The sequence below is a fragment of the Pseudomonas sp. REP124 genome (assembly GCF_020164475.1).
In the GTDB taxonomy this organism is placed as follows: Bacteria; Pseudomonadota; Gammaproteobacteria; order Pseudomonadales; family Pseudomonadaceae; genus Aquipseudomonas.
Map to the genome: position 1 here is coordinate 1 of NZ_JAIQWX010000110.1, position 21,291 is coordinate 21,291.

Annotated in this window: 19 protein-coding genes; 9 read left to right on the top strand and 10 right to left on the bottom strand. The window is 57.4% G+C overall.

Annotation, left to right across the window (positions count from 1 at the left end; genetic code table 11):
- Window positions 1–37 precede the first annotated feature (37 nt).
- Window positions 38–1,528 carry an aldehyde dehydrogenase family protein gene (locus K9857_RS22215; protein ID WP_224539338.1) on the bottom strand — a complete coding sequence of 497 codons (1,491 nt, stop codon included), beginning with the start codon at window positions 1,526–1,528 and terminating at the stop codon, window positions 38–40.
- A gap of 536 nt (window positions 1,529–2,064) precedes the next feature.
- On the opposite strand from K9857_RS22215, the gene peaA reads away from it, so the two are divergent.
- The 4 genes from peaA to peaD all read left to right on the top strand — a co-directional run bounded on the left by peaA (window position 2,065) and on the right by peaD (window position 6,637).
- Entirely contained in the window at window positions 2,065–3,645 is a 1,581-nt protein-coding gene (gene peaA, locus K9857_RS22220; RefSeq protein ID WP_224539340.1) for a quinohemoprotein amine dehydrogenase subunit alpha, read from the top strand.
- A 79-nt stretch (window positions 3,646–3,724) separates the two neighbouring features.
- Window positions 3,725–5,155: a quinohemoprotein amine dehydrogenase maturation protein gene (gene peaB / locus K9857_RS22225; RefSeq protein WP_224539342.1), complete on the top strand. Its 1,431-nt coding sequence runs from the start codon at window positions 3,725–3,727 to the stop codon at window positions 5,153–5,155.
- 1 nt (window position 5,156) lies between these two features.
- Window positions 5,157–5,480 (top strand): quinohemoprotein amine dehydrogenase subunit gamma, encoded by a 324-nt coding sequence (gene qhpC / locus K9857_RS22230; protein ID WP_008016081.1) that lies wholly within the window; start codon window positions 5,157–5,159, stop codon window positions 5,478–5,480.
- Window positions 5,481–5,518: 38 nt separating this feature from the next.
- Window positions 5,519–6,637 carry a quinohemoprotein amine dehydrogenase subunit beta gene (peaD, locus tag K9857_RS22235; protein WP_224539344.1) on the top strand — a complete coding sequence of 373 codons (1,119 nt, stop codon included), beginning with the start codon at window positions 5,519–5,521 and terminating at the stop codon, window positions 6,635–6,637.
- 277 nt (window positions 6,638–6,914) lie between these two features.
- On the opposite strand, the gene K9857_RS22240 is transcribed toward peaD, so the two are convergent.
- The gene (locus tag K9857_RS22240; protein ID WP_224539346.1) at window positions 6,915–7,316 is read right to left on the bottom strand and encodes a lysozyme inhibitor LprI family protein; all 402 of its coding nucleotides are present in this window, start codon (window positions 7,314–7,316) and stop codon (window positions 6,915–6,917) included.
- Between the two features lie 159 nt (window positions 7,317–7,475).
- On the opposite strand from K9857_RS22240, the gene K9857_RS22245 reads away from it, so the two are divergent.
- Window positions 7,476–7,964 (top strand): SRPBCC family protein, encoded by a 489-nt coding sequence (locus K9857_RS22245; protein WP_224539347.1) that lies wholly within the window; start codon window positions 7,476–7,478, stop codon window positions 7,962–7,964.
- Complete coding sequence (locus K9857_RS22250; RefSeq protein WP_224539349.1) at window positions 7,957–8,766, top strand: aminoglycoside phosphotransferase family protein; 810 nt, start codon at window positions 7,957–7,959, stop codon at window positions 8,764–8,766. Before K9857_RS22245 ends, K9857_RS22250 begins: the two co-directional genes overlap by 8 nt.
- Before the next feature lie 372 nt (window positions 8,767–9,138).
- Here the strand turns inward: K9857_RS22250 and inhA are convergent, their stop codons facing one another.
- Window positions 9,139–9,822, bottom strand: a complete 684-nt coding sequence (gene inhA, locus K9857_RS22255) for an isonitrile hydratase (protein WP_224539373.1) — start codon at window positions 9,820–9,822, stop codon at window positions 9,139–9,141.
- Window positions 9,823–9,912: 90 nt separating this feature from the next.
- On the opposite strand from inhA, the gene K9857_RS22260 reads away from it, so the two are divergent.
- Entirely contained in the window at window positions 9,913–10,896 is a 984-nt protein-coding gene (locus K9857_RS22260; RefSeq protein ID WP_224539351.1) for a GlxA family transcriptional regulator, read from the top strand.
- Between the two features lie 165 nt (window positions 10,897–11,061).
- Here K9857_RS22260 and K9857_RS22265 read toward each other — a convergent pair whose 3' ends face one another.
- The 7 genes from K9857_RS22265 to K9857_RS22295 all read right to left on the bottom strand — a co-directional run bounded on the left by K9857_RS22265 (window position 11,062) and on the right by K9857_RS22295 (window position 18,925).
- Entirely contained in the window at window positions 11,062–11,445 is a 384-nt protein-coding gene (locus K9857_RS22265; RefSeq protein WP_224539353.1) for a hypothetical protein, read from the bottom strand.
- A gap of 453 nt (window positions 11,446–11,898) precedes the next feature.
- Window positions 11,899–12,264 carry a GNAT family N-acetyltransferase gene (locus tag K9857_RS22270; RefSeq protein ID WP_224539356.1) on the bottom strand — a complete coding sequence of 122 codons (366 nt, stop codon included), beginning with the start codon at window positions 12,262–12,264 and terminating at the stop codon, window positions 11,899–11,901.
- Complete coding sequence (locus K9857_RS22275; RefSeq protein ID WP_224539358.1) at window positions 12,252–13,214, bottom strand: phosphotransferase; 963 nt, start codon at window positions 13,212–13,214, stop codon at window positions 12,252–12,254. Before K9857_RS22275 ends, K9857_RS22270 begins: the two co-directional genes overlap by 13 nt.
- A complete protein-coding gene (locus tag K9857_RS22280) occupies window positions 13,211–14,797 on the bottom strand; it encodes an asparagine synthase-related protein (protein WP_224539360.1) in 1,587 nt (528 codons plus the stop codon). The genes K9857_RS22275 and K9857_RS22280 overlap by 4 nt, the downstream gene beginning before the upstream one ends.
- Window positions 14,798–15,129: 332 nt before the next feature.
- Entirely contained in the window at window positions 15,130–16,008 is an 879-nt protein-coding gene (locus tag K9857_RS22285) for a LysR family transcriptional regulator (protein ID WP_224539362.1), read from the bottom strand.
- A gap of 300 nt (window positions 16,009–16,308) precedes the next feature.
- Entirely contained in the window at window positions 16,309–18,132 is a 1,824-nt protein-coding gene (locus tag K9857_RS22290; RefSeq protein WP_224539365.1) for a glycoside hydrolase family 15 protein, read from the bottom strand.
- Window positions 18,125–18,925 carry a glucose 1-dehydrogenase gene (locus tag K9857_RS22295; protein WP_224539367.1) on the bottom strand — a complete coding sequence of 267 codons (801 nt, stop codon included), beginning with the start codon at window positions 18,923–18,925 and terminating at the stop codon, window positions 18,125–18,127. The genes K9857_RS22290 and K9857_RS22295 overlap by 8 nt, the downstream gene beginning before the upstream one ends.
- Before the next feature lie 243 nt (window positions 18,926–19,168).
- Between K9857_RS22295 and K9857_RS22300 the strand changes: the two genes are divergently transcribed.
- Window positions 19,169–20,341, top strand: coding sequence for an MFS transporter (locus K9857_RS22300; RefSeq protein WP_224539369.1), 1,173 nt, complete (start codon window positions 19,169–19,171; stop codon window positions 20,339–20,341).
- A gap of 183 nt (window positions 20,342–20,524) precedes the next feature.
- Window positions 20,525–21,259, top strand: coding sequence for a thioesterase II family protein (locus tag K9857_RS22305; RefSeq protein WP_224539371.1), 735 nt, complete (start codon window positions 20,525–20,527; stop codon window positions 21,257–21,259).
- The last annotated feature ends 32 nt before the right edge of the window (window positions 21,260–21,291 follow it).

The following is a 21,291-nucleotide window of genomic DNA, read 5'->3' on the forward strand; positions in this document are numbered from 1 at the left end:
CTTGCTCGCGAAGGCGGCTTACTAAACGCTGCAGAAATCAGAGCTTGATCAACACCGACTTCAACTCGGTGTAATGCTCAATCGCCGCATACCCCATCTCCCGCCCAACCCCGGACATCTTGTACCCGCCAAACGGCAGCGCCGGGTCCAGGGCGCTGTGGCAGTTGACCCAGACCGAGCCGGACTTGATCCGCGGGATCATTCGGTGCACCGCCGCCAGGTCGTTGGACCAGATGCTTGCGCCCAGGCCGTAGGGGCTGTCGTTGGCCAGGCGCAGGGCTTCGGCTTCGTCGTCGAACGGAATGGCCACCAGCACCGGGCCGAAGATTTCTTCCTGGACCAGCGAGTGCTTCTGATCAACGTCGACAATCACCGTCGGCTTGACGAAGAAGCCCGGGCCGAACTGCTCGCCGCCGCAGGCGATGGTCGCGCCGCTTTCCCGGCCTTTTTCGATGTAGCCGTAGACCCGCTCCTGCTGACGCGCGGAAATCAGCGGCCCCATTTCCACGCTCGGGTCCAGGCCGTTGCCGAGTTTCATCGCATTGGCGATACCGGCGATGTCCGCCACCACGTTGTCGAAATGCTTGCGCTGCACATACAGGCGCGAACCGGCGCAGCACACCTGGCCCTGGTTGAAGAAGATCGCGCTGGCGGCACCGGCGGCGGCACTCGACAAGTCGGCGTCGGCCATGACGATGGTCGGCGACTTGCCGCCCAGCTCCAGAGTGACCCGGGTCATGGAGTCCATGGCGATCTTGCCGATCTGCTTGCCTACGGCGGTGGAGCCGGTGAAGGTCAGCTTGTCCACCAACGGGTTGTGGGTGAGGGCGGAGCCGGCGGTGATGCCGGTGCCGGTGACCACGTTGAACACGCCCTCGGGGTAACCGGCTTCCTGCACCAGTTCGGCGAGTTTCAGCGCGGTCAGCGGGGTCTCGTCGGCGGGTTTGAGCACCACGGTGCAACCGGTGGCCAGCGCCGGGCCGAGTTTCCAGCAGGCCAGCAGCAGCGGGAAGTTCCAGGCGACGATGGCGCCGACCACGCCCACCGCTTCGCGACGGATGAAGCTGTGGAACTGATCGTTGGGCATCAGCGGCGCCGAGACATCGACGGTGGAGCCTTCGATCTTGGTCGCCCAGCCGGCCATATAACGCAGGAAGTCGATGGCCAGTTGCACGTCCATCACCTGGGCGACCATCGCGCTCTTGCCGTTGTTCAGGCATTCCAGTTGCGCCAGCAGCTCGGCGTCGCGCTGCATCAGGTCGGCGAGTTTCCACAACAGGTTCTGCCGCTCCCGTGGACGGGTGCGACTCCAGGCCGAATCGTCGAACGCCTGGCGGGCGGCGAGCACCGCACGATCGACATCCTCAGGCGTTGCCCGTGGCACCACGCACAGCACTTCACCGGTGGCCGGGTTGTGCAGGGGCATGGTCTGGCCATCGGCGGCCTCGACCCAGTCACCGCCAATGAGCATGCGCGGGGCGCGCTGGATAAACGCCGTAGTGGCGGGAAGCAGGTTTGGGAGCGACATGTTGAAACCTCGTCTTGTTCGTGTGCCGAGGTCTTTCGCAATGGCTGTGCCAGTTGTGGATTTGTGCGCCGAGAGCCCGGGCGGGCGGGGCTGGCGGTTTTTTTCGGAATCGGCGGGAAGCCTGCGACCGTCGCAAATTGCGACGGCATGAGACTGCCCGCACACCCGGCATGAATACCTGTGGGAGCGAGCCTGCTCGCGATGGTCGTGAACGATTACGCAGACAGTCTTGATGTCCGCGTTGTCTGGACGTTCATCGCGAGCAGGCTCGCTCCCACAAAAGGCAGGTCTATGCTTGTCTCAGGTTGCAACAGGTGTCGCGAAATAAAACGTGCAACACCCGCGTTGCCCCCGCCAAAACCCGACCTGTTCCTCACAAGCCGTTGATTATTCGAGACATTCGCAAGCTGGCACGCTCCGTGTATTGCTCATCGCAGACGTTTCTCTGCCTCCGTCAGCGCCTCACCGCCGACGGCAGAAACCCAAAAAACGATAAGCGACAAAAATAAGAAAGCACCGTGCGAGGTTCGACGTTGATGAAGAGAAAACTCCGATCAGGCCTGAGTGTCAGTCTGCTGGCCGTGGCCGCCTGTGTGGCGCTGCATTCGCCTGACAGCCTGGCAGCCCGCGACGCCCAGACCATCCTCAAGGAAACCTGTCAGGGCTGTCACACCCCCGAAGCCAATAACGCCCTGAGCCGCATCAGCCACCAGCGCAAGACCCCGGAAGGCTGGCTGATGAGCATCGCCCGCATGCAGACCATGCACGGTCTGCAGATCAGCGATGAGGATCGGCGCACGCTGGTCAAGTACCTGGCCGACACCCAGGGCCTGGCGCCGAGTGAAACTGATGGCGTGCGTTATGCCATGGAGCGCCGGCTCAACACCGTCGAGCAGTTCGACGAGAAAACCAGCCAGATGTGCGGCCGCTGCCACTCCGGTGCGCGGGTCGCCCTGCAACGTCGTCCGACCCAGGAATGGGAGCGTCTGGTGAACTTCCACCTCGGCCAATGGCCGTCGCTGGAATACCAGGCCCTGGCACGCGATCGCGACTGGTTCGACATCGCCCGCAAAGAGATGGTGCCGCTGTTGGCCAAGCGTTACGCGCTGGACAACCCGGCCTGGAAGAAATGGCTGAGCACCGCGCCGAAAAGCGAGGCGCTGGTGGGTGACTGGAGCTTCAGCGGGCACTTGCCGGGCAAAGGTGAACTGGCCGGGGTGATGAGCGTCAGCGCTGACGGCAGCGACACCTTCAAGGTCAGCGTCAAGGGCCAGTACGCCGACGGCACGCCGTTCAACGGCGACGGCAGCGCGATTCTCTACACCGGCTACGAATGGCGCGGCAACGTGACCATCGACGGCGTGACCATGCGCCAGGTGTTCGCCGCTCAGGGCAACGCCATGCAGGGCCGGATGTTCGAGGCCGAGCATGACGAGCGCGGCCTGGATTTCGTCGCCGCCAAGCAGGGCAGCAACCGCTTGCTGGCGGTGCAACCGGGCTACGTGAAAGCAGGTAGCGAAACCGAAGTGACCCTGATCGGCAGCGGCCTGACCGGCAAGCCGAACTTCGGCAAGGGCGTGGAAGTGGTCGAGGTTGTCTCGCAGACGCCCGAACAGATCAAAGTCAAACTCAAGGCCGCCGCCAACGCCCAGCCGGGCCTGCGCGCGGTCACCGTCGGCACGCTGAAAGGCCCGAACCTGTCGGTCTACAGCAAAATCGACTCGGTCAAAGTGGTGCCGGAATTCTCGGTGGCGCGGATCGGCGAGGGCGGTGGTTCGACGCCGAAGGTCCAGGGTCGTTTCGACGCCGAGGCCTGGGGCAAGGGCGCCGACGGCAAGCCGTATCGCATCGGTGTGTTCCCGGCGCAGTGGAAGGTCGAGGCCTTCGATGATCGCGCCAAGGAAGACGAAGACGTCAAGTACGCCGGCACCATGCAGGCCGACGCGGGCGTGTTCACCCCGGGCGATGCCGGGCCGAACCCTGCACGCAAAATGTCCACCAACAATGCCGGCAACCTCAAGGTGATCGCCGCCGTCGACGACGCAGGGAAATCCCTGACCGGCGAAGGCCACATGATCGTGACCGTGCAACGCTGGAACAATCCACCCATTCCATAAGGCTGGCCCGACACGGTTTCAGACACTTTTCGGAATGATCGCAAGCCCTGCGTGACGGGGCTTGCACAGGAGGTTTGCCATGGGCGCTATCTTGAATCTGGTCGAACGCAACCTGCACGAAGTGCACGTTGATGCCGACCGCATGCTGTTCCACATCCCAAGCAGTTCGCTGTTCGCCAGCGATGAGCTGACGGGCACCATCATCGACACCCTGCGCGGCCCGGGCTGTTCTTCGGACGACCTGATCCAGCGCCTGGCCGAGCGCTTCAACGGCGAAGAAATCACCGAGACCCTGCGCGAGCTGATGGCCCTGGAACTGGTCAGCGACGGCTCGCCGCTGACCCCGGACATCGCCACCAAGCGCGTCGAGCGCACGGCGATCAACACCGTGGTGCTCAACGTCAACACCGGCTGCAACCTGAGCTGCACCTACTGCTACAAGGAAGACCTGGACAAGCCGTCCGCCGGCAAGAAGATGGACGTCGAAACCGCCATCGCTTCGGTGGAGATGCTGCTCAAGGAATCCCCGGACGAAGAACGTTTCACCGTGGTGTTCTTCGGCGGCGAACCGCTGAGCAATCGCAAGCTGATCGAGTACATGGTCGACTACTGTGAAAAACGCTTTGCCGAGGCCGGCAAGTTCGTCGAGTTCGTCATGACCACCAACGCCACGCTGCTCACCGAGGAGACCGTGGACTACCTCAACGCCCACCGCTTTGGCTTGTCAGTGAGCATCGACGGGCCGAAGACCGTGCACGACCGCAACCGCATCACCGTGGGCGGGCAGGGCACCTATGACGTGGTGCGGCGCAAGGCCGAGATGCTGCTGTCGCGCTACAACAGCCGTCCGGTGGGCGCGCGGGTGACCTTGACCACCGGCGTCACCGATGTCGAAACCATCTGGGATCACCTGTTCAACGAACTGGGTTTTGCCGAAGTCGGCTTTGCCCCGGTGACCTCCGGCGACATCAGCAGCTTCAACCTGACCAACGATGAGCTCAAACAGGTATTCGCCAACATGAAGGCCCTCGGCCGGCGTTACCTGGAGGCGGCGCTGGAGCACCGCAACATCGGTTTCTCCAACCTGCACCAGTTGATCACCGACATCCACGAAGGCCACAAGAAAGCCCTGCCGTGCGGTGCGGGCCTGAAGATGCTGGCGGTGGATCACAAGGGTGAGCTGAACCTGTGCCACCGCTTTACCGGATCGTCCCTGCCGACCTTCGGCAACGTCCACAGCGGCGTGAAGCAGATGGAGTTGAACGACTTTCTGTCCGAGCGCCTGGACCGTACCAACACCGGTTGCAACGACTGCAACATCCGCAACCTGTGCTCCGGCGGCTGCTACCACGAGAGCTACGCCCGCTACGGCGACCCGGCTCATCCGACCTATCACTACTGCGAACTGATGCGTGACTGGGTCGACTTCGGCATCGAGGTCTACACCCGGATCATGGCCAATAACCCTGCGTTCATCAGCAGTTACATCACTCCGCGCAAGGCTCACTGATATGAAACATCTCAAGGCAATCAATAACAAAGCGTTGAAGCTGGATCAGGCCGCGGATGAAAACCGCATCGAAGAAGTGGTGGCCATGAGCTCGGTGGCAGGCTGCGCTTCGACCACTGACCCGGGCTGGGAAATCGATGCGTTCGGTGGCGTGTCGTCGCTGTGCCAGCCGATGGAGGCCGACCTGTATGGCTGCTCCGACCCGTGCTGGTGGCCGGCCCAGGTGCCCGACATGATGAGCACCTACCCGGACTGGAACAAGGACGCCCAGGCGTCCAACGACAACTGGCGCAACCTGGGCACTGTCTTCCCGAAAGACAAGTGATGCCCTCGAGAGCAGCGTACAAGAAGAAGGATTCCAGCATGCACAGCATCAAAGCCAGCGGCCTGGCCGCATTCGCCCTCCTGAGCGCCGCTTCGCTCAGTGCCGTGGCCGATGAAAACACTGCGTTGCAAGACGGTCACGAGTACATGTTGACCACCAACTACCCGAACAACCTGCACGTGATCGATCTGGCCACGGACACCGTGTTCAAGACCTGCAAGATGCCGGACGCCTTCGGCCCCGGCACCGTGCAACTGTCGCCGGACCGCAAGACCGCCTATGTGCTGAACAATCACTATGCGGATGTCTACGGCGTCGAACTGGACAGCTGCAAACAGGTGTTCCACGCCAGCATCACCCAGAAGCCGGGGGAGAAGGCCAAGTCGATGTTCGCCTTCACCCTGAGCCACGACGGCAAGGAACTGTTCACCATCGCCAACCCGACGCTGATGCTCAACGATCGGTATGAAGTGCAGCAGCCTCGTCTCGACGTGTACGCCACCAACGCCGGCATGGATGCCAAACCGATCCGCAGCTTCCCGGCGCCACGGCAGCTGACCATCATGCAGAGCGGTGACGACGGCACGCTGTACGTGGCGGGGGCGGACGTCTACAAGGTCAACGTGCAGACCGGCAAGTTCGACGTGCTGATCCCCAGCCGTCACTGGAAGCGTGCGAACTACAGCGCGCCGGACGTGCTCTACGTGTGGAACCAGCAGACCTATCGTCATGACTTCTCGCTGCTCTACACCGCGGCGAAATTCAAGGACAAGAAGCAGGACCCGGCCACCGCCGAGTACCTGTACGGCCTGTTCAGCGTCGACCTGAAGACCGGCAAGACCGAAACCACCGACTTCGGCCCGCTGACGGAAATCTACTTCAGCGGCATGCGCTCGCCGAAGGACCCGAACCTGATGTTCGGCGTGCTCAACCGCCTGGCCAAGTACGACATCAAGGAGAAGAAGCTGATTCAGGCGGCGACGCTTGATCACTCTTATTACTGCATTTCCTTCAACAAGGATGGCAGCAAGATCTACCTGGCGGGGACCTTCAACGATGTGGCGATCTTTGATGCGGACAGTCTGAAGCAGATTGGCAGTATCAAATTGCCGGGGGGGGATATGGCGATTACTACGGCGCAGATTTTTGTGCGGTAATTTGCGGCGTTTGGGCTGACGCTATCGCGAGCAGGCTCGCTCCCACAGTTGGTGATGGTCGGGCACAAAATGTGTGTTCACCAAAAGTCCACTGTGGGAGCGAGCCTGCTCGCGATAAAGGCATTACATCCACAGAAAATGTGTCGGCTGGCAGGGCCTCATCGCGGGCAAGCCTCGCTCCTACAGGGTATTGGGTCGGGCACAAAATCGCCGATCGACGCAAAAAACTGTAGGAGCGAGGCTTGCCCGCGATGGGGCCCTCCCAATCACCCGAGATTCAAACCCCTGGCACCGGACACCCCAAATCCCCCTCCTGACACTTCAAGTAAGTCTTGAACGTCTCAACCCGCGCCTTGGTCAACTCGGTCACGCAATTGCCATAGATCAGCGGATAAACACTCCCACCCTCCACCCCGGACGCCGAGAACTTGCATTCGGCATCGAGAAACGCCAGCCACGCCCGCTGGGCGCCGAGCAGCAGTTTCTTGCTGTCGGGATTGCCCTTGAGCCGTGCGGTGATCTGCTGGTACAGCGTATTCAGTTCCTTGTCCGCTGCGGCATGCTGCACTGCCGCGCACTGGTTCATGTCCGCCTGGGTGGTGGCGTTGTCGCAGTCCAAGGCATGAGCCAGCGGGGTGAACAAAAAGGGCGTCAGCGCCAGAAGAATGCGTACATGCATGGGGAATCTCCCTGTGAAAGTTGAAGTGATGAGCCAGTGTAGCGAAGCCGGCCGCGGCGCAAAGGTCACGTTTGCGACAGCTGACATCCCATTCAGACAACTTTCGGGCTGGACATGTGGTCTTACAGGCCTACTGTTGTTCAGTACAGGAGGTGACGTATGAAACCAGTACCCAATAGTTTTGAGCGCAAAATAATTCTCAAATCGCCGCGCTCCCATGTCTGGCGTGCCCTGGTCGATGCCGAGGCGTTCGGTCAATGGTTCGGCGTGGCACTTGAAGGCAGGCGCTTCATTGCCGGCGAGTGGACCCAGGGGCAGGTCACGTACCCCGGTTATGAACACGTGTTGTGGAACGTGCTGGTAGAGCGGGTCGAGCCGCAGCAGCTGTTTTCCTTCCGCTGGCATCCCTATGCGGTCAACCCGAAGATCGACTACTCCCAGGAACCCACCACCCTGGTCAAGTTCGAACTCGAAGACAACACGGTCGGAACCCTGCTCAGGGTCTCCGAGTCAGGTTTCGCCCACATTCCCGACATACGCCAGAAGGAGGCGTATTACATGGACAGCCGTGGCTGGGAAGAGCAACTGGGCCGGCTCGAACACTTTCTCGCCGAAAGCGCCAAGGCTCGTGAGCGTGAGAATGAGTGAAGGCAATACCTTCGACCCTTGGCTGCAGCGTTGGGCACTGGTGCCGGACGGTGAACCCATCTTCACCCCCGGCAGCCACCTGCTGCCGGTGCGCCGGGGCGATGTGCCGGCCATGTTGAAAATTGCCGTGGATGCCGAAGAGAAGTTCGGCAACCTGTTGATGACCTGGTGGGACGGCGACGGTAGCGCCCGGGTCTACGCACACCACGGCGACGGCCTGCTGCTGGAGCGGGCGATGGGCACCCGGTCACTGATGGAGATGGCCGTCAACGGGCAGGACGACGAGGCCAGCCGCATCCTGTGTGCGGCGCTGGCGCGATTGCATGCTCCCCGGCCGACGCCGCCACCTCCGTTGGTTCCCCTCAAGCCCTGGTTTGAATCGCTGCGATTGGCGGCGGCGCAGTATGGCGGCACTTATTCCCTGTGCCTGGCCACCGCCGAAACCTTGCTGGCCGAGCCGCAGGACGTGGTGGTGCTGCACGGCGACATGCATCACGACAACGTGCTGGATTTCGGCCCCCGCGGCTGGCTGGCCATCGACCCCAAACGGGTCACCGGCGAGCGCGGCTTCGATTACGCCAACCTGATCTGCAATCCCGATTTGCCCACCGCGACACAGCCCCGGCGTTTCCAGCGGCAGATCGAGGTGATTGCCGAGGCAGCCGGGCTTGAGCGGCGTCGCCTGTCGCAATGGGTGCTGGCCTTTGCCGGGTTGTCGGCGGCCTGGTTTGTCGAAGACGACGACCAGGCGTCAGCCGAAAGCCAGCTGCACCTCGCAAAAATGGCGGCCATCGCCCTGTAGGAGCGAGCTTGCTCGCGATGGGCGTCAACGATAACGCTGGCATCCTGAAGCCCCGCAGCGTCCATTCGTGCATCGCGAGCAAGCTCGCTCCTACAGTGGATTTGATTGGCCGCAGGTTACGCAAATACCCGGGTATAGCGAATGTCTTACACGTGATGGCACTTTTGTCTTCTGTTACAGATTGGATCCGATGCGTATTCTGGCCACATCCACTGACGCACAGGGAGTGCGACAGGATCAAGGATGATCGGCCATTTGCATGGAATGCTGACGACAGGGAGTCGTGATGGTCTTGGAAGAACCCGCTTCGGCGGGTTTTTTTATGGGCGCAGAAAAAGACGGCGAGCATTGCGTGCTCGCCGCCTTTTTTCATTACAGGTCGAGTTTCGCTGCGGCGCGTTCGGTGATTTGCTCGCGCAGTTTGAGTGAACTCGCTCCGCGCTGACGGGCCTCCTGCAGTACCCCGGCCGGCGCGGTGTCCGGGCTGCCGGCCGCGAACGGCGGAGCCGGCGCGTATTCGAGCTGCAATTGCACAAGCTCGGCGGTTTCCCGGTCGAACAGCTCGGCGGCCAGGGTCAGGGCGAAATCGATGCCGGCGGTGATGCCGCCACCGGTCAGCAGATTGCCGTCGCGTACTACCCGATCCTTCACCGCAATGGCCCCCAGCGGTGCCAGCAACTCGTGATAGGCCCAGTGAGTGGTGGCGCGCTTGCCCTTGAGCAAGCCGGCCGCGCCAAGCACCAGCGCGCCGGTGCACACCGAGGTGACATAACGTGCCGTCGCGGCCTGGGCTTTCAGGAAGGCCAACGTTTGATCATCCTCCATCAACGCCCCGACCCCGCTGCCGCCGGGCACGCAGATCACATCCAGCTTCGGGCAGTCATCGAACGTGGTGGTCGGCTTGAGCACCAGGCCGGTGCTGGCGGTGACCGGCACCAGATCCTTCCAGATCAGATGCACCTTCACATCCGGCAGCGAAGCCAGCACGTCGTAAGGGCCGGTCAGGTCCAGTTGCTGCACCTGTGGAAACAACAGAAAGCCGATCTGCAAGGTCATGGTGTTTTTCTCCTGGAAGTGGGTGGACGTCTTCACTGTAGGCGCCTAGGATTTGGCGCATACGCCAATAACCCCTCGAATTACGCCAAAATGCCCAAGCTCATTCACGTTCTCGCGTTCGCCAATGTGCAGTTGCTCGATGTCACCGGGCCGTTGCAGGTGTTCGCTTCGGCCAACGACATCGCTCGTCAGCGGGGTTTGCCCGTGCCTTATGCGCCATCGGTGATCGCCAGCTCGGGTCCGGCGGTGACGTCGTCGGCGGGCTTGGCGATGTTGGCCGAAGCACTGCCGGAGCAGGGCAGCGATACCCTGATCATCGCCGGTGGCTGGGGCGTTTACGCGGCGGCGCAGGATCCGGCACTGGTGGCCTGGGTACGCGAGCATGGGGAGAAGTGTAGGCGGGTGGCGTCGGTGTGCACCGGGGCGTTCCTGCTGGCGGCTAGCGGCTGGCTCGATGGCCGGCGCGTGGTGACCCACTGGACGCGCTGCGATCAACTGGCGCAGCAGCACCCGCAGTTGCAGGTCGAACCCAATCCGATCTTCATCAACGACGGTCCGGTCTGGACCTCGGCCGGGGTCACCGCCGGTATCGACCTGGCGCTGGCGATGGTCGAAGCCGATCTGGGCCGCAACATGGCCCTGGAAGTCGCCCGGCAACTGGTGGTGTTCCTCAAGCGTCCCGGCGGCCAGTCGCAATTCAGCGTGACCCTGTCGTTGCAGCACGAAGGCAACCGCTTCGACGAACTTCACGCCTGGATCAGCGAAAACCTCACCAAGGATTTGGGCATCCCGACCCTGGCCCTGCAGGCCGGCATGAGCGAACGCAGCTTCGTGCGCCACTACCGCGCCGACACCGGCCAGACCCCGGCCCGGGCCATCGAACTGATCCGCGTCGAAACCGCCCGGCGCCTGCTCAGCGATACCGGCGTGCCGATCAAGCGGGTCGCGGTGCAATGTGGTTTCGGCAGCGAAGAGACCTTGCGCCGCAGCTTCCTGCGGGCCATGGGGGTGACGCCGCAGGCTTATCGCGAGCGGTTTTCGGTCAGTGCTGAAGCAGATCCAGTCATGCCTTGAGGTTGTCGCCGTGCCAAAACACGCTCTGTGTAGCAGCTGGCGAAGCCTGCGTCCGGCTGCGAAACAGTCGCAAAATCGGCCAACGCGGTGTTTCAGGAAAATCTCGCACTCAGGTTTTACGACTGCTGCGCAGCCGGACGCAGGCTTCGCCAGCTGCTACAAGGGCTAGGCGTCGGATGTCTGGTTGAAGTATTTGCTGCGATCCGGGGTGAAGGTCACGACCATTTTCGTGCGGGAACAGGTCAGGGCCCGTTCCTCGCTCAGATCCACGTCCAGGTCTTCACCGCGCAGGCCCTGCCATTGGGCGAGGTATTTGAGGGAGCCGTACTTTTCGAGTTTCTTCAGGCTGCGGCTGACACCACCTTTCCAGCCCAGCACCGGCAGTTCGCCGTCGAGGCATTGGCGGGCAAGATCGGGGAAACGTGCGGCGCGCTGGCGACCGATCTCCCAGCATTTGATCAGGCCCTTGTCGTGTTCCTCCCACAACTGATCGCGGTCTAGGCCGGTGCGAAGGGGGAGGACGATGCTGCGGTGGATGCGCTGGGTCATTTCTGTTCCTTGAATTCGGGTTTTGTTGGACAGCTCCGCTGTGCCCCATCAGATGGCGATGTTAGATGGGTATGTAATTGGTTGCAATGTGGTATATCGGTGCGTAGAAATAATTTATTTATAGTAGAAGTCTGTAGGATTAATCTCACTCAAGGATTGTGAGTGGTGTAGTTTAGGTAAGGGTGCAAGTTAGTTAGATGTAAGAAGATAATAAGTTTGGCGTTGGCGGGTTTGCGCTTTGATGACGATCAGGCTCTTTAAGAGTTTTTTGGTAGGATGAAGTTTTTAAAATCGCTCAATGTGAGCAGGGGTTTCTAGTTGGATGGATGTCGTCGATTCTACATGAGTTGATTTTCTTCATCTTTGTTCAGAGAGAGTTTATAGGTGTTCATTTCAGGGGCTGGGTGGAAAGTGGCAAGTTCGAATCGAAGCTTCTGTACAAGCTTGATACTATTAGTGTTTCTTGGTGAAATGTTGGCAAAGAATTGAAAAAAAACCGCTTGCGAAGCATTTTTGTATTGTAAGGTTAATTAGGTGCGATGCAATTCCACGGCGTCGATATCTTTTACCTGTTATGGATTCAATTTCGTAAGCTTTAAATGATGCTCGATAGCGAGCGACAACTAAGGCTGCTATTTCATGCTCATCCTGAGCTAACCAGAAATGGGTGGGTGCAAAGTCATTTCTATGAAATAGATTGAAAATGACGGTTTGTTTGATGACTTCGAGTGGAGGTTGGTTTGAAAATTCTTCAGCGTAGAATTGGGTAAGTTTTTCAATGTCGGTCTGCTTGGCTTGTCTGATGATTAAGTTTTCCATAGGTTCTCCAAGGTGCTCTCTAAGTTAGAGTAGTATTTAAGCTGGCGAAGTAATTTGAAGGTTTGCTCATGAGCATATTCAATGATTTGGCTATTTAGAGTTATGTTGTTCAATAGAAATATCAGGCTTCTAAGTTGGTTGGTTTTTATGTAAATAGGGACTTTATTGTTGCTGAGGTGTTTAGCACTTGCTCCGTACCCGTTGACGAAGCTGTTCCAAGCAGCATGTTTATAATTTTCACTGTGGTCCACTCCTGTTAACCACCAGATAAAAGTGGAGACGTCAAATGTAGGGTCAAAGATTCTTGCGTGTTCGAAATCTAATAGGGTGCAAGTATTATTTTGGTAAAGGGCGTTTCCTGGCCAAGCGTCTCCATGGCAAACACAGTATTTAGTTCTAGTGGCGGGGTATTGCTTTGAAGCAGAAATGTCATTTACTAAAATTGTTATGATTTTCTTTAGTTTTCGTGTTGTTTGTGAGTTTTTGCTTTTGTCAAATGCTGAAATCAGATGATGTGCATTGTTTGGATTGAATGCTGGGTTGTTGAACGTAGGGCGAGGGCAGTTGTGTAATTTTTGTAGTGCATTACCAAACAGCGCCTCATGGTGATATGTACTGCTTTCTGAGTATTGATTGCCATCGCTTTCATATGTGAGGATTCCATAATATTCAGCGCCTTCAAACGTATAGAGTTGTTCGATATTGCATGTTGAAGAAATCACTTGTGTGCAGTCAATTTTTTGTGAAAAAAGGTATTGCGTGATTTTGCGTTCATAAACTATGTTGTTTATCGGAGTATGGCTTTTTCTGAAGATTTTTAGAATGTACGTTTTGTTGTCAGTGGTGACGCGAAATAATTTGTTAACGCCGTTGTAGATCATCCCAATGTTGTTTGCTGCAAGCTTGTGAGCAGAAAGTATTTGTAGTGTTAAATTATTGAGACTGCTCATAAATATGCCTTTAGAAAGCGCTCAATGGAAAGCAGGTTTGAAAGATAATCCAATATATGGCTGGGGGTGTTGGTGTTAAGTCTCTCCAAGTCAAGCATCAATGTTTTTTGATCTATCAGGCCTATTTCTATGATCCTGAATTTGGTGTGTAAGGCTATAAGGGTTTCTTTTTGTCTAAGTAGTGCCAGTTTGTCGGCGTGCATAAAATTTTCTTTTGGGTAATTTTTGAAAGTGTCCTTGGTCATTGTTTTTGAAATAAAGTTTGATAGAAGAGATTTGTTTACTCTCATGCTAGTAGGAAGGTTTCTGCAAAACTCTATAATTTTCCTGTCGCGGAAAGGGTAAAGTGGTATCAGGTTTAATCCAAGCAATAGAGGAGCTCTTCTGATCATTGCCAACATTAAACAAGTTTCTGCGGATGTTCTGGGAGCACAGGGGAGCAACGAGGAGCTTAGAATATCCTGCGCTTTTGGGGAAAGGCGATTCATTAGAATTTTGTTGTATGAATGCCATTCGTGATCATTCATGCTGCGCATACGGTCTGTTGTAAAATCTTCGTCTAAGAACTGAGGGAAAAGCTCGTCGCCACCACAACCATTAATTACTAAGTGGTGCCCATCTTTTGCTGCTTGGGCCCAAATAGAATCAAACGCTTCCCCATCTGCTTCCGAATTTAAATAGTATTTATCTTCTGCGGATGACGAGAGAGAAGGTAAGTGATCCATGATTTTTATAATGTGGTCGCGGGCGCCTATATGCCTGATTACTTCTTCTCTTCGGATGCATTGGCTTTCGATCAATGATGGATCGCTGATTACTATCCCATAGGTATTAATCGTTGATGATGGGAAGGTATGTGCGATTGCGATGGCAACTGTCGATGAGTCAAGGCCTCCGCTTAGTTCGATGGCCATTTTGTGCGGATTTAACAGTTGTGACCGCATTTTATTTTTGATTAAGTTGGTGAATTCGTAAATTGCATCGTCAGGGTCAATACTATTAATTGTCCGGAGTTCTGTTGATTCCAATGGAAATTTATAATCACATGATGAATCTGAAAATGTACAAGAAGTACCTGCCGTAAGCATGTAAATGCCTTGGAAGGCTGTCCTGTTGGTGTAGATGGGTTCAAACGTAGACTTTACGACGTATTCAATATCAATTGTTACTGATTGTCGTGTGGATGCGATTTTTTTGAAATCCCAACTAAAGTAAATTTTTTCGTTATTGGTGCAAAAATATATCGGAACGCTGCCCTCATTTCCCGAGATGATACGTACAACGTTTCCATGCTCGCCTGTTACCATTTCTACAAGAATTGACTCTGACTCTATTGAAGAAAAGTCTTTGTAAATACTTGTGAGTTTGGAAGGGGTCAATGGAATTATTTTAGGTTCTTTGTTGGCCGGGTGAGAGAGAACTCGAATGATGCATATCCATCTTTGCTTGTCATGAAAGATAGTTGAACTGATGTAGGGATTATTTAGTATGGATAGCTGGCTGCCATCAGGCCAAGTGTATTTGTTGTCAATGAAGGACGGCAGGCCAACACAACTTTTTCGGTCAATTTTGCAGGTTATCATTTTAGTACCCGATATAGAGTGGCGGCCCACCGTATTAACGGTTTCTGGGGTTCGCTAAATTTTAGTAGCGGAGCCTGTTGCTATCACCTGCGACCAAAAATTTTGGCGACCTTTTGGGTGTCGTAGGGGGCTTGAGTACGGATATCTCCATGACTGAAACGTTGGTGTCTTGTTTGGTCTTAACGGTATTTTGTTTTTTCATCGTATTATTATCCACGTTGGCGGGCCATTCCCGCTTTGATATAAATACATTGTTATCGAATGAAAGAAAGTCTGATTATGTCTTGGTCTTATGCTTTCTTAGTCTGGATGTGCTAGTTTTGTGTTGTGTTTTATGAGTCTAAAGCCGGTTTCAAGCATTTTAGAAGTGCTATGAATTTTTCTGATGGCGGATCTAAGCTGATCAGGTAAGAAGTTGTTTTGTGTTCGTTTGGTATTAGTAATCGAATGGCGATTTCCGGGTGGTAGCATGTAGGAATCTGAGCGTATGTTGCCAAACCAATTCGGCTATTGGTCGATAGCAAAAGAATCATCATTTCTATATTTGATGCTTGAAGGCCATATAGCGTGGTTTGCTCGTTTTCCGTTGCATTTAAATGTTTGTTTATCAAGTGATAGGATAAAGGTTTTAAAGTCACAAGAGGGTAAGTGGTTAGATCTCTTATATTTATATTGTTGGATGTTGATAGTGGGTGTTCTTTCGGGGTGATGATCGCTAGTTCGTCACTCCAAAGTGGTATAGACGTGAATCCCTCGCGCGTTACTTTTCTTGGTGAAATAACTGCGTCAACTCTTCCGTCTTGAAGCGCGTTTGTTAGCTGGTCTTCAGGGATTTCGGATATATTCAATTGAATTGTTGAGTTGGTTTTCCGGTATTGTGCAAATCTTTTCGTGGCGTACGATGGTACAAAGTTTTCGATCAGTGCTACCCGTACAGTATGGTGGTGTTTGTTGTTTTGGTTTTTTATTCGTAAGCGGGCTTTGTCGACGGCTAAAAGTATTTGTCTTGCTTCCTGCAGGAAAGCCGTACCGGCCTCAGTGAGCTTGGTCGATCTAGTAGTTCGTTCAAATAATTGAACTCCTAGATCGTTTTCCAGATCTTTAATTGATCTAGATAGCGGTGATTGTTCGATGTGCAAGCGAACAGCCGCTTTGCTGAAATTTAGTTCTTCTGCGACTCCGATGAAATGCCTAAGATGTCGTAATTCCAATTCAAATGCTCCTTGCATGTTGGTGTGCGTACTAGGTGCGCACTCTTGGAATTCACCGTGTGGGATCAGATCAGTTGGCCTATAGTTTTACGGGTTGGGTGGGCGTTTTATACTGGTCGTGCAGGTTGAATATGGATTGTAGAATCGAATTTTGGTATGCCCTCAAGCATGATTCTGAATTTTCTTACATCATAGAACGACTATTCCTACGTAATAATCGTTTTGATATTCGCGCGGGGGTAGAGCAATTTAACTCGTGAGAATTAACTTTTTTGTTTTTCAATGATGAGCGGTGCCTTATCAAGGCTCCCAGAAACTCTTCTCCCCACTCAACCGACGGTCCAGGAAACACGCCGCACTGATCAGCGCCAGGTGTGTCAACGCTTGTGGCGTGTTGCCCAGGTGCCGGGCGTGGCTGTCGAACTCTTCGGCGTACAGCCCCAGCGGGCTGGCATACCTGAGCAACTGTTCGAACTCCAGGTGCGCCTTTTCCACCTGACCTGCGCGGGCCAGGCACTCGACGTACCAGAATGAACACGCGGCGAACGCGCCTTCGGTGCCTTGCAGGCCGTCGATCACGCCCGGGTCGTTGTGATAGCGATAGACCATGCCGTCGCGCACCAGGTATTTCTCGATGGCTTGCAGTGTCGAGAGCCAGCGCGGATCCTTGGCGGCGACGAAGCGCATCAACGGCATCAGGAGCATCGAGCCGTCGAGGGCTGTGCCGCCGATGTGCTGGACGAAATGCCCCCGGTCCTCGTCCCAGAAGTTCTCCCAGATGTCGGCGTAGATCGCCTGGCGTGTTTCGTCCCAGCGGGCGAAGGGCGCGGGCAGCGAACGTTTGGACGCCAGGCGGATCGCCCGGTCGACCGCCACCCAGCACATCAGGCGCGAATGCAGAAAGTGATGCTGCTCGCCACGCATCTCCCAGATGCCGACGTCCTCCTGCTGCCAGGTTTCACAGACCTGATCGATCACCTCCGTCACGTGCCTCCAGCCCTCGTGGGAAACGGCATCGCCGTACTTGTTGATCAGATACACCGCATCCATCAGTTCGCCAAAGATGTCGAGTTGTACCTGCTTGTAAGCCAGGTTGCCGATGCGCACCGGTTTGGCGCCTCCATGTCCGGACAGATGCGTGAGTTCGACTTCCGGCAGCTCCTGGCAACCGTCGATGCCATACAGGACATTGAGTTTGGTCGAGTTGCCGTGACAATCGCTGACCCTGCCACGCAGCCAGCGCGTATAGGCGTTGGCCTCATCCACATAACCCAGGCGCATGAAGGCATAGACGGTGAACGAAGCGTCGCGGATCCAGGTGTATCGGTAATCCCAGTTGCGTTCGCCGCCAACGGTTTCCGGCAAACCGAACGTCGCCGCCGCGAGGATCGCGCCGTGTTTGCGCGAGGTCAAAAGCTTCAGGGCCAAGGCCGAACGGTTGACCATTTCCCGCCAGCGTCCGCGGTAATTGGATTTGGCCGACCAGTCGCGCCAGTACTTGAGCGTGCGTTCCATGCACATCGAAGCGCCACCTTCCTTGAAACGCGGGTCGTCGACGGCACCGAGCAGGCATTCGACGCGTTCGTCCTGCTTGAGTGAAAACTCGGCCACGACACCGGAGCCCTCGATACGCAGCGGTTGATCGACGCGCAGTCGCAAGGTCGGCTGGCCGGCGGCTTCGAACAACGCGTCCTTGCCATCCATGCGCGCGCGGGTTTTGGCGCGGGCGTAGTCATGGCGCACGGCGCAGTGCAGACGAAAGTTTGCCTGCCCGCTGACTACGCGCACGCAACGCATCAACACCGGCAAACTGTCCTCTGTATCGCCGATGGGCAGCAGGTCGGTGATTTCCACCACGGCGCGATCACTCAGCCAGCGGGTTTGCAGGACGTTGGTGTCGGGCAGGTAGATCTGTTCGCGACGGGCATCGGGCAAATCCGGCGCCAGCTGGAAGATGCCGGCATCCGGGGTATCCAGCAGTGAACAGAAAATGGTTGGGCTGTCGAACTCCGGCCAGCAGAAGAAATCCACGCTGCCCTTGTCGTTGATCAAAGCGGCGCTGCGCATGTCGCCGATGATGCCGTGGGCGTCGATGGGGCATTGTCGTTCGGGATGTTCAGCCATTGCCATGGAACTCCGGATAGAGGCTCATGCCGCCGTCGATGAACAGAGTGCTGCCGACGATGTAGTCGGAGGCGTCGCTGGCCAGAAACACCGCCGCGTTGGCCACGTCTTCGACATCGCCGATGCGCCCGTAGGGGATGAGTTTGAGCAGCTCTTTCTCAGCAGCGCCTTGAGTGGCCTGTCGATTGATCGCGGTACGGATTGCCCCCGGCGCGATGCCGTTGATGCGGATCCGCTGGTGACTCACTTCCTGGGCCAGCGACTGCATCAACAGGTGGACGCCACCTTTGGACGCGGCATAGTTCGCATGTCCGGCCCAGGGAATGCGCTGGTGCACGGAACTCACGTGAATGATTTTGCCAGCTGCCTTCGATACACCCTGACGAACCCCTTGCCGCTGGAAAATACGCAATGCGGCGCGGGCGCAGAGAAACTGGCCGGTGAGGTTGACGGCGATCACCCGGTTCCAGTCGGCGAGGCTCATGTCCACGGTTGCGGCGTCTTTCTGCAGGCCGGAATTGGCGACCAGGATGTCCAGTGCACCGAAAGTATCGAGGGTTTGCGCAAACAGGCGCTCGACGTCTTCCTCACTGGACACGTCGGCACCCACGGCAATCGCCTGGCCGCCCGCGACATTGATCTGATGGGCCAACGCTTCGGCGGGCGCGGCCTCGGTGTGATAGTTGATCACCACAGCAGCGCCGGCATCGGCCATTGCCCGGGCGACACCGGCGCCGATGCCGGAGCTGGCACCGGTGATGAGGGCTACCTGAGGTTCGAGCGAAATGTTCATGGGAGGCGGCGCTGTGTGTTGAGGGTCTTAGTAGCTGACTGGTTTGGGTGGACAGGAGTTCAGTTGGATGGTGATGGGGCGGGCCTCTTCGCGGGCAAGCCTCGCTCCTACAAGGGTGCGTTTGGCTTCTGTAGGAGCGAGGCTTGCCCGCGAAGAGGCCTTCACATTCAGACAACAATTGCCCGCTTTCCCTTCATCCAGCCTTTATGGCAACTTGCAGACCCTTTGTTGAGGCCAGCCCCCATGGCAAACCCCTACCGCGAACTGTTCAAGGCCCCGGGCAGCCGGGCCTTCGTGCTCGCCGGCATGATCGCGCGCATGCCGATTTCCATGACCGGCATCGGCCTGATCACCATGCTCTCGCAGTTGCAGGCCGGGTATGGGCTGGCGGGCGCGGTGGCGGCGACCTTCGCCCTGGCGACGGCGTTCTGCGCGCCGCAGGTCTCGCGATTGGTCGACCGTTTTGGTCAGGGAAGGATTCTGCCGATCGCGGCGCTGATCGGCGGCGGGTCGTTGCTGATGGTGCTGCTCTGCACCCGCTTGCAGGCGCCGCAGTGGACGCTGTTCCTGTTCGCCGCCATCGCCGGTTGCATGCCGAGCATGTCGGCCATGGTGCGGGCGCGCTGGACCGAGTTGTATCGCGGCCAGCCGCAACTGCAAACCGCCTATGCCCTGGAGTCGGTACTGGACGAGGTCTGCTTTATCGTCGGCCCGCCGTTGTCCGTGGGCTTGTCCGTGGCGGTATTTCCCGAGGCCGGTCCGCTGGCGGCGGCGCTGATGCTGGGTATCGGTGTCACCGCGTTCGTCCTGCAACGCAGCACCGAACCGCCCATTCATCCCCATGAAGAACACCATGCCGGCTCGATCATCCGCTCTGTGGACATCCAGCTGTTGCTGGCGTTGATGGTCGCCATGGGCACCATCGTCGGGGTGATCGATGTGGTCAGCGTGGCCTTCGCCGAGCAGCAGGGCCAGCCGGCGGCGGCGAGCATCGTGTTGTCGGTGTACGCCATCGGCTCGTGCCTGGCAGGGTTGGCCTTTGGCGCGCTGCGTTCGAAAGTGCCGCTGCCGCGCCTGTTCCTTTATGGCGGGGTGGCGACGGCGGTGACGACCTTGCCGTTGCTGCTGGCGGTGAACATCCTCGGCCTGTCGCTGGCGGTGTTCGTCGCCGGCCTGTTTTTCGCCCCGACGCTGATTGTCGCGATGGCGCTGGTGGAGCAGATCGTACCGCCGGCCAAGCTCACCGAAGGCCTGACCTGGCTGGTGACCGGGTTGAGCATTGGCGTGGCGATTGGCGCGGCGAGTTCCGGGTGGCTGGTGGATGCGTTTGGTGCGCGCAGCGGGTTCTGGGTGGCGATTGCGGCGGGGGTGGTGGTGCTTGGGTCGGCGATCCAAAGCTATCGTCATCTGAAGTAGTCGACCACCTGTAGGAGCGAGCACGCTCGCGATGGAGGTCAACGATAACGCTGGCTGCCTGACACCCCGCGGTGCCCTGTCGTCCATCGCGAGCATGCTCGCTCCTACAGTGGATTTGCGTTCGACTAAATTTCTGCGGTGTTCATCCGTTCTCCCATTCAGACAACCCACAAGGAAAGCCCGGTGACCCAGCTGACATTGCTGTGCCTGCCTTACTCAGGCGCGAGTGCCATGGTTTACAGCCGCTGGCGCAACAAACTGCCGCAATGGCTGAAAGTGCAGCCGGTGGAGCTGCCGGGGCGGGGCGCGCGTTTCGGCGAGCCGTTGCACACAGACATGCGCCGGCTGGCGCTGCAACTGGCCCAGGAACAGAAGGCCACCCTCAAGGCGCCGTATGCGCTGTTCGGCCATAGCCTCGGGGCGTTGCTGGCCTGCGAGATGGCCCATGCCTTCCGTTCGCTGGGTTGTCCGGAACCGGTGGCGCTGTTCGCTTCGGGTACCGCCGCGCCGACCCTGCGCGCCGACTACGACCGCGGTTTCGCCGAGCCCAAGACTGACGCCGAGCTGATCGACCAACTGCGCACCCTCAACGGCACCAGCGAGGAAGTGCTGGCCAACGAAGAGCTGATGAGCCTGACCCTGCCGATCCTGCGTGCCGACTTTCAGCTGTGCGGACGCTTCGAGCCCCTGCAACGGCCCTTGCTCAACTGCCCGGTGCATGTCCTGGGCGGCAAGGCTGACCGCGCCACCACCGAGCAATTGATCGGCTGGAGCAAGGAAACCTACGGCAGCTTTTCCGTGGACATGCTGAGTGGCGGGCACTTCTTCATCCATGAGCATGAGGCCAAGGTGCTGAAGGTGATCAAGGATCAGCTTGAGGTTCATCATCGGCGGCATGCGATGGCGACTGTGGGTTAACCACCTCTCAAGCCTCACACTTTCCCCCTGTG